Raw genomic sequence first — 13,664 nt, 5'->3', positions numbered from 1 at the left:
GAGTATGCGTCCGTCGGCGATATCATTTCGAGTACCCCGAGGGGTGAGTTCGCCCCACCTTTCGTAACCTTGCGAAAATCCGGCGCACCTCCCCCATCTGCGGACGGTGGCGAGCGATGGACGGTCCAGTTCGATCGAGAGACGCCGATCCGGCGGGTACCGCGACGACGATCGACGGCGGACCCGCTCCGGATCCGGGCTCCCGCACGGTCTCGTTCCTCGCCGACGTGGTCGCCCGGTTCGCCGCCGAATGGGAGGCCACCGACGCGCCCCCCGACATCGAGTCGTTCCTGCCCGGCGGTCTTCCGGTCGGTGACGCGTTGCGCCGGGCCGCGATCGTCGAACTGGTGAAGGTCGATCTCGAGTACCGGCTGCTGCACGCCGACCTGCCCAAACCGCTGTCGGCGTACCGCGCGGAGTTTCCCGAACTGCAGTCGAAGCCGCTGCCGGTCGACCTGATCTACGAGGATTTCCACCTCCGGCGCCGCGGCGGTCACGCCGTGGACGCGGACGCGTACGTCCGCGAGTTCCCCGAGAACGCGGGACAGGTGGCGGCGATGATCGACGGCCCCGACGACTACCGCAGCACTCTGATCGCGCAGCCGGGCGCGCAGCGCGCCCTCGAGCAGGTCGACGTCGGCGACTGCATCGACGACTTCGATCTGCTGACCGCGCTGGGCCGGGGGTCCTTCGCCCGCGTGTTCCTGGCCCGGCAGCGGTCGATGCAGCGGATCGTGGCGGTGAAGGTGTCCCACGATCACGGCACCGAACCGCAGACGCTGGCCCAGCTGGACCACGACTACATCGTGCGGGTGTTCGATCAGCGGCTCCTGAGCGACCGCGAACTCAAGTTGCTGTACATGCAGTACGTGCCGGGCGGCACGCTGCTCGACGTCCTGCGGCGGGTGCGGGACAACCCGCCCGATCCGGAACATCCCCGGTCGGGGCGGCTGCTGCTCGAATCGATCGACGCGGTCCTCGAACGCAAGGGCGAGATCCGGCCGAGCGATTCGAGCGTCCGCGACGAGATCGCGGCGCTCAGCTGGCCGGAGACGGTCGCGTGGCTGGGCCGCCGCCTCGCCGACGCCCTCGACTACGCGTACGACCACGGGGTCCTGCACCGCGACATCAAGCCCGCGAACGTGCTGCTGACGTCGGAGGGGGTCCCCAAGCTGGCGGACTTCAACATCAGTTTCAGCGACCGCGTCTCGGGGACCAGTCCGGTCGCGTATTTCGGCGGATCGCTGGCCTACATGTCGCCGGAGCAGCTCGAGGCCTGCCATCCGGACCTGCCCGGCACGGCGACGGACCTCGACGCCCGCAGCGACATCTACGCGCTCGGGGTGATGCTGTGGGAGCTGCTGACGGGCCGGCGCCCGTTCGCGGACGAAAGCGGCGCCGGCGAGTCGGCGACGTCGCTCGAGCGGATGCTGGAACTGCGCCGACGCGAGATAGACCCGCGGTTCCAGGACGAGCTGCCCGACGACTGCCCGGCGGCGCTGCGCCGGGTGCTGCTGACGTGCCTGGAACCGGATCCGGAGGACCGCTGGGCGACGGGCGCGGAACTCGCGCAGCAGCTGGACCTGTGCCTCGACGCGCGGGCCCGCGACCTCGTCGATCCGCCGCCGAACAGCTGGCGGTACCGGCTTCGGCCGTGGATGATCCCGATCGTCGCGCTGGGCGTGGGTGTGCCGAACGCGCTGGCGGCGGTCTACAACTACCACCACAACCAGACGCTCATCATCGACGAACTGTCCCCGCACGCGCAGCAGCGGTTCGTCGAGATCTCGCAGGTGATCAACAGCATTCTCTTCCCGCTCGGGTTCCTGTTGATCGTGTACCTGTGCCGGCACGTGATCTCGGTTCCGCGCGGTCTGCGCAAGGGCCGGAGCTACGACGCCGCGGCCCTCGCGCGAGCGCGCGCCGACACCTTGCAGATGGGCGACCGGATCGTCGCGGTCGTCTTCGCGCTGTGGGTCGTCGCCGGTATCGCGTTCCCGGTCGCGCTGCAGATCGCGGCGGGCGGGCTGCCGCAGGGCGCCTACGTGCATTTCCTGGGATCGCAGATCGTGTGCGGCGCGGTGGCGGTCGCGTACCCGTTCTTCCTGGTGACGTTCTACGCGGTGCGCTGCCTGTATCCGTCGTTGCTGCCGCACGGCATCACCAGCAGCAGCGACGAGCGGCGGCTACGCGGGCTCGACCGTCGCAGCACCCTCTACCTCGCGGTGGCCGCGTCGGTGCCGCTGGTCGGGGTCGCCGGGGTGACGTTCCTGTCCCCCGACGAGATCTCCCTCGTCGTCTACGCGGTGCGGGTGCTGTGCGTCGGCGGCGTGATCGCGTTCGTGCTCGTGTACTGGCTGTTCCGCCTGCTCGAGGAGGATCTGCGGGCGCTCGAACGCGTGGTGTCGTAGCGGACTATCCGCCGTACACCTTGGGGTCGAGGGTGCCGATGTAGGGCAGGTCGCGGTAGCGCTCGGCGTAGTCCAGGCCATAGCCGACGACGAACTCGTTGGGGATGTCGAAACCGACGTGCGCGACCTCGACGTCGACCTTGCACGCCTCGGGCTTGCGCAGCAGCGTGACGACCTCGAGCGACGCCGGGTTGCGGGTCTTGAGGTTGCGCATCAGCCACGACAGCGTCAGACCGGAGTCGATGATGTCCTCGACGATCAGCACGTGGCGGCCGGCGATGTCCTTGTCGAGGTCCTTGAGGATCCGCACGACGCCGGACGACGACGTCGACGAGCCGTACGAGCTGACGGCCATGAATTCCATCTGGGTGGGGATCGGCAGGGCCCGCGCGAAGTCGGTCATGAAGAAGATCGCGCCCTTGAGGACGCCGACCAGCAGCAGGTCGCCCTCGGGCGCACCGACCGGATAGCGCTCGGCGATCGCCTCGGCCAGTTCGGCCGTGCGCTCCTTGATCTGCTCCTCGGAGATCAGTACCGATGCGATGTCGCCCTCGTACACGGAGCATTCCCTTCAGTCGTTCACGAACCCCGCCGACAGCCTGCCACGCCGCCGGGAAGCAACCAACCTGACTCCCGGTCTACCGCCTCCGACGGCGACCCCACCCTGCCCGCGCCACCGCCCGATCAGCTCGTCGACGGCCCGTAACTGCTTGTCGGTCAACGCCTTGGCGCCGCGCTCGAGCAGCCACAGCCGCAGCGCCCGGCGCCGCACCGCGACGGGGACCGGGGCGAGGCGCTCGACGACGAGGTCGTCGCCGTCCTTCGCGGACGCCAGCGTCTGCCCGGCGAGTGTGTCGAGCACCTCACCGTCCTCGCGGAGGTGTTCGGCGGTGCGGGCGAGCGCGCCGGCGACACCGCCGCCGAGGGCGTCCTCGAGCAGCGGGAGCACCTCGGTGCGCAGCCGAACCCGGGTGAAGCCGGGGTCGGCGTTGTGCGGATCCTCGTGGGGCCGCAGCCCCAGCTCGGCGCAGGCGCGCCGGGTCGTGTCCCGTCGCACCCCGAGCAGCGGCCGGCCCCACGGGGCGTCGTACTCGGCCATGCCGCGGATCGACCGTCCGCCCGATCCGCGGGCCAGCCCCAGCAGCACGGTCTCGGCCTGGTCGTCGAGGGTGTGGCCGAGCAGGACGGGATGCCCGCCGCGGCCTGCCTCGAGCGCCGCGTACCGGGCGGCGCGGGCGGCCGCTTCGAGGCCGCCGGGTCCGGCGACGTCGACGGGCACGACGTCGGCGCGGGCGCACCCGAGGTCGAGGGCCCGGGACGCGGCGACGGCGGCCACCTCCCCCGAGCCGTCCTGCAACCGGTGGTCGACGACGAGCGCCCGCACCGACGGTGCCTCCGCCGCGGTGGCGGCGGCGAGGGCGAGGGAGTCGGCCCCGCCGGACAGCGCGACGACCACCCCGCCGGCGGGCTCGTGGCGTGCGAGCCACGCCCGGACCGCGTGCCGCACCTCGAGGATCGCGGGCGCCTCCGGCAGGAGGGTCACCCCAGCACCCGGGCGATCCAGGCGTCGGGGTTCTCGATCTCGTCGAGGGTGGGCAGGGTGTCGGGCCCGGTCCAGACCGTGTTGAAGCGGTCCATCCCGACCCGGTCGACGACGGCGTCGACGAAGCGCTTGCCGCGCACGTACTGCGCCATCTTGGCGTCCATGCCCAGCAGCGCGCGCACCAGTCGCTGCACGGGGTTCGTCCGGCGCCGGCGGCGCGCGTCGAACGCCTGGCGGATGCGCACGACGGACGGCACGACGTCCGGTCCGACGGCGTCCATCACGTGGTCGGCGTGGCCCTCGAGCACCGTGCCGAGCACGAGCATCCGGTCGAGCGCCAGGCGCTGCGGTTCGGCCTGCGTGGCGCGGACGAGCCCGACGATGCCGCGCTGGTCGGCGGGCACGTCGTCGCCGCGGCGGCGTTCCCGCAGGGCGGCGGACAGCCGCGCGACGAACTCGGACATCGGTTCGTCCGACGCCTCGCCGAGCGTCGCGACGGCGTCGCGCATGTAGTCGGCCATCCACGGCGCCGACGAGAACTGGACGCGGTGGGTGACCTCGTGCAGGCACACCCACAGCCGGAAGTCGGCGGGCGGCACCTTCAGGGTCCGTTCCACCTGCAGCACGTTGGGCGCGACGAGCAGCAGCGTGCCGTGTTCGCCGGTGAACGGGTCGTACTGGCCGAGGATCGCCGACGACAGGTACGCGAGCATCGCCCCGGCCTGCACCCCGCCGGGTTTACCGGAGATCAGGGAACGCTGCGCGGGATCGATGTCGGATCCGGTGAGCTGCGCCATCGAGTGGGCGGCGGCGCGGATCCAGCCGGCCCGGTCCACCACCTGAGCGGACGGGATCGGCAGCCCGTCGGCCAGTCCGGTGACGTCCCGGACGGGTCCCTCGGCGCGGATCGATGCGCTCTCCAGTTCGGCGACGACGGCCTGCGCGGTGTACCGGGACGTCGACGGTCCCGCCGGAGCCAGGCGCGCGCCCGTGCGCGCGGCCAGACCCCAGTCCACCGCGCCCGCGAACCCGCTCTCCGACTCCGTCACCTGTGGCTCACTTCCCCTTGCAACTCACCTGCATCCACACTGCCGCAGAACCGCGGCGACCGCGTCGAGTGCCGGACGGCTCACCTCCGGCGGGCGATCGTTGGACATCAGCGTGAACGTCAGCACTCGGCCGTCGACGTCGACGACGTATCCGGTCAACACGCTGGCGACCGACAGCGTTCCCGTCTTGGCCCGCACCCATCCGGCGCCGGTCCGGTCGCCGGACGCGTACCGGTCGGACAGGGTGCCGGTGGCGCCGGCGACGGGCAGGTCGTCGAGCATCGGCCGCAGCTGCGGCTTCGCGTCGCCGGCCGCCGCGGTCAGGACGTCGGTGAGCAGGCGGGCCGGGATGCGGTTGTCGACGGAGAGGCCGCTGCCGTCGTGCAGGATCAGCCCGTCGGTCTTGAATCCGGCGTCGTAGAGCGCCCGCGTCACCGACTCGGTGGCGCCGGCGAACGACCGTTCGGCGTTCTTCGCGGCAGCCACCTCGCGTGCGATCGCCTCGGCGAGCACGTTGTCGGACTTGCGCATCATCTGGCCGAGCCGGTCGCGCAGCGGCGCGGACAGCACGCTCGCGACGGGGGCGGCGCCGGATTGGGCCTTGCCGAGCGTCACCCGGGCCGGGTCGACGCCGAGCGCCTGGGCGAGGACGCGTCCGGCGTCGAGCGCGGGGGTGTCGCTGCGCGGCGAGTCGTCGCCGAACGGGTCGATCCGCGCACCGTCGATCATGACCGGTTCGGTGGGCGCGATGTAGCCGGCGGCGACGTCGGCGGGCATCCAGCCTTCCGCCATCGTCGGCCCCGTGTACGCGCCGGTGTCGACGACGATGCTGTCCACCTGGGCGCCCGCACGACGGATCTGTTCGACGAGATCCGCGATGCGGGGCGAGCCCGGGTAGTAGCTCGGCTGCCCCACCGGCTGCGCGGTGAGCGTCGGATCGCCCTCGCCGACCAGCACCAGCTCGCCGGGCCGCGATCCCTGCACCACCTGGGTCGCGACACGGTGGTCGGCGGGCAGGGTGAGCAGCGCGGCCGCGGAGGTGAGGATCTTGGTCGTCGACGCCGGCGTCATCGGCGCATCGGGATTCTGGCTCCACAGCACGGTGCCGGTCTCGGCGTCGGCCACCGAACCGGTGAACGCACCGAGCTCGGGGTTCGCCACGACCGGCGCGAGTGCCGCGGCCAGGGCCTGCGGGGTGGGGACCGGGGCGTCGTCGGGCACCGGGACGACCTGGGGTGCGGCGGTGATCGGGGACGGCTCCGGCGAGGTCGCGGCGACCTCCTGCGCGGCGGTCGCGGTCCCCCGCTGCACCAGCACGATGGTGGTGCCGGCGGCGGCCAGGACGAGGACGGCGGCGAGCGACATCAGGATCCGGACGTTGCGCCGTCGGCGTTCGGCCAGAATGCCGATCTTCTTCTTTCCCTCGCCCGCCAACTTCCCTCCGAATCGCACAGCATTCCCGTTCCGCACGTCCGCGGACCGCTCAGACAGTTTCGCGCGAGGGCCGGGAGAGCGCCCGGCACCTGCATCACACAGTATCTCCGACCCGCTACCCTTTTCCCGAACCGTCACCCAGGCGGGCGAGGCAGACAGCCGGAACACCCAGACAGTGAGGACAAGACGTGGAGTTCGACGTCACCATCGAAATCCCCAAGGGCCAGCGCAACAAGTACGAGGTCGACCACGAGACCGGCCGCGTGAAGCTGGACCGCTACCTCTACACCTCCTTCGGGTACCCGGCCGACTACGGCTACATCGAGAACACCCTCGGCGAGGACGGCGATCCGCTGGACGCGATGGTGCTGCTGCCCGAGTCGGTCTTCCCCGGCGTCATCGTCGAGGCCCGCCCGGTCGGCATGTTCAAGATGGTCGACGAGGCCGGCGGCGACGACAAGGTGCTGTGCGTGCCGGCGGGCGACCCGCGCTGGGATCACATCCAGGATCTCGCGGACGTCGCGCAGTTCGAGCTGGACGCGATCAAGCACTTCTTCGTGCACTACAAGGATCTCGAGCCGAACAAGCACGTCACCGGCGCCGACTGGGTCGGCCGCGCCGAGGCCGAGAAGGTCATCGCGGAGGCCGTCGAGCGCCTGAAGGCCAACGGCGGGCACTGAGCTTCCCGGTGAAGGGGTGGGACCACGGATGTGGTCCCACCCCTTCACTGTTTCCGGGGCCGGTCACCGGCCCCACTACGATTCGCCGGGTGACCGGTTACGACGATCTCGACATGTTCGGCGGCCTCGACGCCAACACCCTGCCGCCCCGCCAGCAGCGGATCCTGGTGACGATCCGCGACTGGGCGGACGCACACGGGTGCCCGCCGAGCACTAGTGAGATCGCGGACGCGGTGGGCCTGCGGTCGACGTCGTCGGTGTCGAAGCACCTGAAGAGCCTGGAGGACAAGGGGTTCCTCCGTCGCGGTGGGTCGATGACCCGGCAACTGGACGTGCGGCCGTTCCTGGCCGGGTCGGCGCCGGGCCGGTCGGCGGAGAACTCGGTGGCGGTGCCTGTCGTCGGTGACATCGCCGCCGGCGCACCGATTCTCGCGGAGGAGCACACCGACGAGGTGCTGTCGCTGCCGCGTGAGCTGGTCGGCTCGGGCACCGTCTTCGCGCTGCGGGTGCGCGGCGAGTCGATGGTCGACGCGGCGATCTGCGACGGCGACACGGTGGTGGTGCGCCGCCAGGACGAGGCCCACTCGGGCGAGATCGTCGCCGCGATGATCGACGGCGAGGCCACCGTGAAGGTGCTGCGCCGGCGGAACGGGCACGTCTACCTCGAGCCCCGCAATCCGGCGTACGAGGTCATCGACGGCGACGAGGCGGTCATCCTCGGCAAGGTGGTGTCGGTGATGCGGCGGATCTGAGCTCCGCTCGCACCGGATGCTCACGAGCCCTTCAGGAACCTCATGTAGAAACCCGTGAACACCAGCACGATTCCGATGTTCACGATCAGCCGTGCCCAGAAATGGTTCCTGAGGAACAGGACGTCCACCGCGACCACGACGGCGACGAGGGTGAGCACGTAGAGCACGACGGTTCCCTGCCTCCCCATCCTGCTTTTCTACTCGCTGCGCGACGAGATCGCAGGCCTCGAGCACCCGCGCCGGCACGACATCAGAGCGAGATGACGGCCTCGATCGGCGGCGCCGACACGTGGGGGGTCTCGGTGCTGAGCCAGAACCGCACCCGCCCGAGTCCCGACGCGACGGACGCGGCGTTCCCGGAGGTCTGGTAGACGCGGTTCTCCCGGCTGTCCATCGGATACACGGTGCGGCTGCCGGTGACGCCGGTGTCGAGGTTCTCCCAGTGCACGGTCACCGCGATCAAGCACTGGGTCACCTGGTGGGTCAGGTCCGGGCCGTAGAACTCCGGGGACAGCAGAATGTACGCCTCGGCACCGGGCCATCCGCTGGTCAGTCCCACGGTCATCGGGATCCGGACGATGCCGCACCGCCCGATGTCGTCCGACAGCGCCCAGGTGTCCAGGGCACGCACCGGCACCGGTGCCGCGGCAGCCGCCCCGGAGCCGAGCAACGTCGCTGCCGAGAGTGCGGCAACGGCGATCGCGATGCGGCCCCCGATTTGCTTCCTCATGCGGTTCCTCCCCAATTCCGCTGCTGTGCAGCGCGACCGATCCCCATGACAGGAGATCGTTTTCGGAAGGGTACCCGCGCCGCGACGTCGGGCGGCCGGCACTGCGAGGACGAAAGGGAACCGGAGCGTTCAGCCACGTCCCCCGCGGCGATGTGTCCTGCATCACACTCGGTCACACATTTCGAACCTGCCTCGTCCTCCTTGTGACCGCGAAACAACGCACCAGGAGGAAGCACGATGAACGCGCGTCTCGACTTCTACAGCAACGAAACCGCCGTCAAGTTCGCCAAGTACATCAACTCGGCGAACAAGGTGATCAGCGACTCCACGTTGCCTGCCGCGACCCAGGAATTGGTCAAGCTCCGCGCCAGCCAGATCAACGGCTGCGGCTTCTGCACCGACATGCACACCAAGGACGCCGCCCACGCCGGCGAGACCTCCGTGCGGTTGAACCTGGTCGCGGCCTGGCGGGAGGCCACCGTGTTCACCGACACCGAGCGCGCCGCGCTGGAACTGGCCGAGCAGGGCACCCGCATCGCCGACGCCGCGGGCGGCGTCCCGGACGACGTCTGGGCCAACGCCGCCAAGCACTTCGACGACGAACAGCTCGCGGCGCTGATCGGACTGATCGCCCTGATCAACACCTACAATCGGATGAACGTCATCGCGGCCACCCCGGCAGGCAGCTACACCCCCGGCCAGTTCGGCTGAGACGTCTGCCGCGGCCGAAATCGACGACCTCACCGGATGGCTGGTCCACTACCACCTCACGGCTCGCGCTGGGCCCTGGTTGCCGGAGCCGGGTCGCTGACGAGTGATTTCCGATCGACCGCGCCTACGACCCTGACCCGGTCGAGCTGCTGGAACCGAGTGAGCCACTGGATCCCAGCGACCCGCCCGAGCCGCTGGAACCGCTGGAACCGAGCGACCCGGAGGAGCCCGAGGAACCGTTCCCACCGTCGTCCAGCAGCGGCAGGAAGGTGTCGGCGATGACCTGATGCCCCGTCGGGTTCGCGTGGATGTCCTGGTACTGCGTGCACATCCACGTCCACTCGCAGATCCGTGCCACGTTCGTCGGCAGGGTGCCGAAGCCGGGGACGTCGATCGGGGTGAAGTCGTTGTTCGAGAACGCTGTCAGCACGTTCGCCGTCTTCCAGTCGGCCGACGAGTTGGCGCGCGTGATCGTGTCGCTGAACAGATTGTTCAACGCGGCAGTCCCGGATGCCACCACGCGGGTCAGGCCGCCCTTCAGCCAGCCGGCCAATGCCGGGTCGTAGTAGTTCATACCGACGTATCGCGGCTCGTTGCCGCCGGCGTCGCGCAGCTGACGGTTCATCTCGGCCAGGTTCTGCCCCACCGTGGCGAGCGCCTGCGCGATGCAGCCCGCATCCGGAACACCGGACGAGCCGAGGGATCCGGAGCCGCCCGACAGGCAGTGATACACGTCGTTGGCGCCGATGCCTTCGGTCACGTACTTGACCTTGCCTCGGTGCGCCTCGAGGAACTTTGTCGCGGCGTCGAGCTGCGACGTCGCACCCGGATAGGTGCATCTGCCGCCGTCGATCATCGTTGCCGTCGTCTCGCCGTCACATCCCAGGTTGACGAATTCCAGGTTCGGATCAGACGCCTTCAGCGCATCGTAGATGTCGTTGGTGTAGGAGACCGGCTCGTCGTGTCCAGTGTTCGGTTGATACCCCGCCGCCAACGAATCACCGAGTGCCAGATAGTAGGTCGGCCCTCCCCCGGGGTCCGCCGCAGCAACTGTCGGCAGTCCGACCGACCCGATCGCCAGCGCCGCGGCAACCACCACGGACCGCAGAACCTTCACACGCATGTCGACCCCTCATCGCGAACCGATCGGGCCTCCGGGACCTGACCCACCGGCGGCATCGGGCTTGCCTGACAGCGTCGACCTGTAACGGTCGGCACACGAAACCGTAACAGCCGCAACGCACATCGTTCGGTCAAGTCCGGAAAGAGAGAATTCGGAGAGGGAACGGGACGAGGGACCGGGACGATCGGGAGTCGACCACCGAAGTGCTCCACGTGCCCGCACCACCAGCGGTGGCGTGAACGCAAACGCGGCAGCTCCGGTTGGTGATTCGGGCCGCCGACGCGGCCCTGGGTGCGACAATCACGACATGAGCACCGATGGGAACATGACCGGTCGGGCGGCCGTATTCACCGGCGGCAGTTTCGTTTCGGCCCGCTGCGTTGCCGCGCTGGCTTGGTTGGGCGCTCTGGGCACGCTCATCGGGCTCATCATCATGGATGCCGCCTGGTGGGAGAAGGCCCTCTACGGGTTCCTCGGCGTACCAGTCTTGATGGTCGTGGGCGCCTCCTTGTGGAGCGATGCGGGTGAGGAGAGAGCGGACTTCGCGCGACTGCGACGATCCGGCCGGCCCGCGGTCGCGGAGATTGTCGACATGGAAACGACCACCGACGGCGAGACCGAGTGGGCGGTGCTGACACTGCGGATCGCCGGGCCGGACGTACCACCGTTCGAGGGCTGGTTCCGGTGCGAACCCGAACCGGTCATGCGAGTCGGCGCCCGCCTCCAAGCTGTCGTCGACACCTCCGACAACCTGTTCACACTCAGGCCGGTTCGAGTCGGGAACGGGACGACTCAGGGGCGGTTCGCGCCGTGATCGGCGAACTCGGCGAAGCTTCCCACCTGGCCCAGTTCCGGGTCGAGCGCGCGGGCGAGCCAGAGTTCGTACCAGTCGAGGAAGGTCAGCGGCTCCTGGGTGTCGGGGTGGAATATCGGCAGCGCGGCGGCGTGCTCGTAGCTGTGCCACCACACTTGCCCCGCGGCCGGTCCGCGCAGGACCAGGAGGTCGTACATGCCGTCTCCCTCGTTCGCGAGAATGGTCGCACCGCGGTGGATCCGGCCTATGTTCTCCGCCCACTGGAACTCGGAGTCCTCGGCGGCGGGCAGGCAGGGTTGCTCGCCGGTGAAGGGGAAGTCCGCGGCGTAGTCGATCGCGGCGTCCTCGGCCTCCTGCGACAGTGGGAGCAACCCGAGCATCGGGCCGGCTCCGCCGTCGCCCACCCGGGTGATCCACTCGCGGTAGTCAGCCGGTAGGCCCACCCCGAGTCTGTTCTCGAATGCCGCGAGCACGTTCGGGTCCGCGGGCGCGGCAAGCTCGTAGCGATGCACGGCCGCCCCATGGATGCGACATCTGTAGCCGATGACCTCTCGGTCGCCGAGCGAGACGACAGTGGTCCTCAGATCGACTGCTCGTAGTCGATCGAGTCCGGTCAGGATCTCGGCGATCCGGTCCGCGTGCGTCCGCGCGTGTTCCATACGCACATCCTGACGGATGCGGAATTCCATCCGGCGGGCGCTTGTCAGCCGACGCCCGATCCCTCGTCGTCGATGCCGGACTTGCTGCGCAGCGGCACCTCCCGCCAGATCAGGATCAGCACCAGCGACGCGACGGCCAGCACCACGATCGGCGGGTAGATGGCCTCGAACGCGGTCGCGAAGCCGTTCTTGAACGGCGCCGCGAGCGTCGCGTCGAGTTGCTGGATGAACGACGTGTCCTCCAGCGCCGCCCGCGCGGCGCCCGGATCGCCGTTCGCGAGCGAGTGGGAGATCCCGGCCTCCACCGGGTTCGGACTGTTCGCCCCCTCGGCGACGGCCTGCCGGAACTCGGGCGACTGCGCCGCCTCCTGCAACTCGGTGCTGATCGCGGGGGTCAGCTTCGCGAAGAGGATCGAGAGGAACAGTGCGACACCCATGGTGCCGCCGATCTGCCGGAAGAACGTCGCGGCCGCGGTCGAGACGCCCATGTCCTTGGGCGGCAACGCGTTCTGGATCGCGAGGGTCAGCGGCTGGAGCAGGTTTCCGAGGCCCAGGCCGAGCACGAAGATGTACAGCATGAAGATCGGCAGGCCGGTGTCGGCGGTCACCGAGTGCAGCAGCAGGGCGGCGAGCGCGATCAGCACCGCGCCGGCGACCGTGAAGATCCGATAGCGGCCGGTCCTGGCGATCAACTGTCCCGACAGCACCGACGCGATCGCGATGCCCAGCACCGCCGGCAGCATCTGGAAGCCGGCCGTCGTCGGGGTCGATCCCTTCACCACCTGGAGGTACTGCGGGATCACGGTGATGGCGCCGAACATGACCGCGCCGACCAGGAAGCTGATGAGCACGCCCAGCGCGAAGGTCTGGTTGCGGAAGAAGTGCAGCGGGAACAGCGCGGAGTCCCGCATGACGTACTCGACGGCGACGAAGCCGAGGATGCCCACGACCCCGATCGCGTAGCAGGTCAGCGCCTGCGGGCTGCTCCATCCCCACGAGCGGCCCTGCTCGGCGACCACCAGCAGCGGCACCAGTCCGACGGCGAGGACGACGGCGCCCCACCAGTCGATCCGCATGGGCCGGTGCACCGGCGGCAGGTGCAGCACCCGCCACACCACGGCCAGCGCCACCAGCCCGATCGGCACGTTCACCAGGAACACCCAGCGCCATCCGGCGATCCCGAGGATCGACTCCTGCCCGGACAGCACGCCGCCGATGACGGGGCCGAGCACGCTCGACGTGCCGAACACGGCGAGGAAATAGCCCTGGTAGCGGGCGCGTTCGCGGGGCGGGACGATGTCACCGATGATCGCGAGCGCCAGCGAGAACAGGCCGCCGGCGCCGAGTCCCTGGATCGCGCGGAACACGGCCAGCATGTACATCGACTGGGCGAAGGTGCACAGGATCGAGCCGATGACGAACAGCACGATCGCGGCCATGAAGAACGACTTGCGGCCGTAGATGTCGGACAGCTTGCCGTAGAGCGGGGTGACGAGCGTCGCGGTGATCAGGTACGCGGTGGTCACCCACGCCTGCAGCGCGTACCCGTTGAGGTCGTCGGCGATGGTGCGCATCGCGGTCGCGACGACGGTCTGGTCGAGGCCCGCGAGGAACATGCCGAGCAGCAGGCCACTGAGGATCGCCAGGATCTGGCGATGCGTGAACGTGGCCTGCGGCCCGGCCGCGACGTCCGGTTCGGGGTCCTGGTCAGCGCCTCGCGCTTCCTCGGTCATGCCGACCCCTCACCGTCGCCGTCAC

Annotated in this window: 14 protein-coding genes; 5 read left to right on the top strand and 9 right to left on the bottom strand. The window is 69.7% G+C overall.

What is annotated here, in order from left to right:
- The first annotated feature begins 116 nt into the window (after window positions 1-116).
- On the top strand, window positions 117-2,411 hold the full coding sequence (locus tag EGT67_RS18420) for a serine/threonine-protein kinase (protein ID WP_127917544.1): 2,295 nt from the start codon (window positions 117-119) through the stop codon (window positions 2,409-2,411).
- A gap of 4 nt (window positions 2,412-2,415) precedes the next feature.
- Here EGT67_RS18420 and hpt read toward each other — a convergent pair whose 3' ends face one another.
- Genes hpt through dacB form a run of 4 tightly spaced genes read right to left on the bottom strand, consistent with a single transcriptional unit; the run spans window position 2,416 to window position 6,437 of the window.
- A complete protein-coding gene (hpt, locus tag EGT67_RS18415; RefSeq protein ID WP_127917543.1) occupies window positions 2,416-2,970 on the bottom strand; it encodes a hypoxanthine phosphoribosyltransferase in 555 nt (184 codons plus the stop codon).
- A 12-nt stretch (window positions 2,971-2,982) separates the two neighbouring features.
- Window positions 2,983-3,954 (bottom strand): tRNA lysidine(34) synthetase TilS, encoded by a 972-nt coding sequence (gene tilS, locus EGT67_RS18410; RefSeq protein ID WP_127917542.1) that lies wholly within the window; start codon window positions 3,952-3,954, stop codon window positions 2,983-2,985.
- Window positions 3,951-5,003, bottom strand: coding sequence for a zinc-dependent metalloprotease (locus EGT67_RS18405; protein ID WP_127917541.1), 1,053 nt, complete (start codon window positions 5,001-5,003; stop codon window positions 3,951-3,953). Before EGT67_RS18405 ends, tilS begins: the two co-directional genes overlap by 4 nt.
- Window positions 5,004-5,027: 24 nt before the next feature.
- Window positions 5,028-6,437, bottom strand: coding sequence for a D-alanyl-D-alanine carboxypeptidase/D-alanyl-D-alanine endopeptidase (gene dacB, locus EGT67_RS18400; RefSeq protein ID WP_127917540.1), 1,410 nt, complete (start codon window positions 6,435-6,437; stop codon window positions 5,028-5,030).
- 188 nt (window positions 6,438-6,625) lie between these two features.
- On the opposite strand from dacB, the gene EGT67_RS18395 reads away from it, so the two are divergent.
- Window positions 6,626-7,117, top strand: coding sequence for an inorganic diphosphatase (locus EGT67_RS18395; RefSeq protein WP_114723448.1), 492 nt, complete (start codon window positions 6,626-6,628; stop codon window positions 7,115-7,117).
- An 89-nt stretch (window positions 7,118-7,206) separates the two neighbouring features.
- Window positions 7,207-7,869 (top strand): transcriptional repressor LexA, encoded by a 663-nt coding sequence (gene lexA, locus EGT67_RS18390; protein ID WP_127917539.1) that lies wholly within the window; start codon window positions 7,207-7,209, stop codon window positions 7,867-7,869.
- A 20-nt stretch (window positions 7,870-7,889) separates the two neighbouring features.
- Here the strand turns inward: lexA and EGT67_RS25135 are convergent, their stop codons facing one another.
- A complete protein-coding gene (locus EGT67_RS25135) occupies window positions 7,890-8,057 on the bottom strand; it encodes a hypothetical protein (protein ID WP_164877602.1) in 168 nt (55 codons plus the stop codon).
- Between the two features lie 62 nt (window positions 8,058-8,119).
- Window positions 8,120-8,599, bottom strand: coding sequence for a hypothetical protein (locus EGT67_RS18385; RefSeq protein WP_127917538.1), 480 nt, complete (start codon window positions 8,597-8,599; stop codon window positions 8,120-8,122).
- Between the two features lie 237 nt (window positions 8,600-8,836).
- On the opposite strand from EGT67_RS18385, the gene EGT67_RS18380 reads away from it, so the two are divergent.
- On the top strand, window positions 8,837-9,310 hold the full coding sequence (locus EGT67_RS18380) for a carboxymuconolactone decarboxylase family protein (RefSeq protein ID WP_127917537.1): 474 nt from the start codon (window positions 8,837-8,839) through the stop codon (window positions 9,308-9,310).
- Window positions 9,311-9,434: 124 nt separating this feature from the next.
- Here the strand turns inward: EGT67_RS18380 and EGT67_RS18375 are convergent, their stop codons facing one another.
- A complete protein-coding gene (locus tag EGT67_RS18375) occupies window positions 9,435-10,433 on the bottom strand; it encodes a GDSL-type esterase/lipase family protein (protein WP_127917536.1) in 999 nt (332 codons plus the stop codon).
- A 307-nt stretch (window positions 10,434-10,740) separates the two neighbouring features.
- Between EGT67_RS18375 and EGT67_RS18370 the strand changes: the two genes are divergently transcribed.
- The gene (locus tag EGT67_RS18370; RefSeq protein ID WP_127917535.1) at window positions 10,741-11,247 is read left to right on the top strand and encodes a hypothetical protein; all 507 of its coding nucleotides are present in this window, start codon (window positions 10,741-10,743) and stop codon (window positions 11,245-11,247) included.
- Here the strand turns inward: EGT67_RS18370 and EGT67_RS18365 are convergent.
- Window positions 11,226-11,906 (bottom strand): SMI1/KNR4 family protein, encoded by a 681-nt coding sequence (locus EGT67_RS18365; protein ID WP_127917534.1) that lies wholly within the window; start codon window positions 11,904-11,906, stop codon window positions 11,226-11,228. The two genes, EGT67_RS18370 and EGT67_RS18365, sit on opposite strands and share 22 nt — an antisense overlap.
- Window positions 11,907-11,950: 44 nt before the next feature.
- Window positions 11,951-13,639 carry an MDR family MFS transporter gene (locus EGT67_RS18360; protein WP_127917533.1) on the bottom strand — a complete coding sequence of 563 codons (1,689 nt, stop codon included), beginning with the start codon at window positions 13,637-13,639 and terminating at the stop codon, window positions 11,951-11,953.
- Window positions 13,640-13,664 lie beyond the last annotated feature (25 nt).

It is taken from the genome of Prescottella agglutinans (assembly GCF_004011865.1).
Classification (GTDB): domain Bacteria; phylum Actinomycetota; class Actinomycetes; order Mycobacteriales; family Mycobacteriaceae; genus Prescottella; species Prescottella agglutinans.
This window is presented reverse-complemented; position numbering and strand designations above follow the sequence as displayed.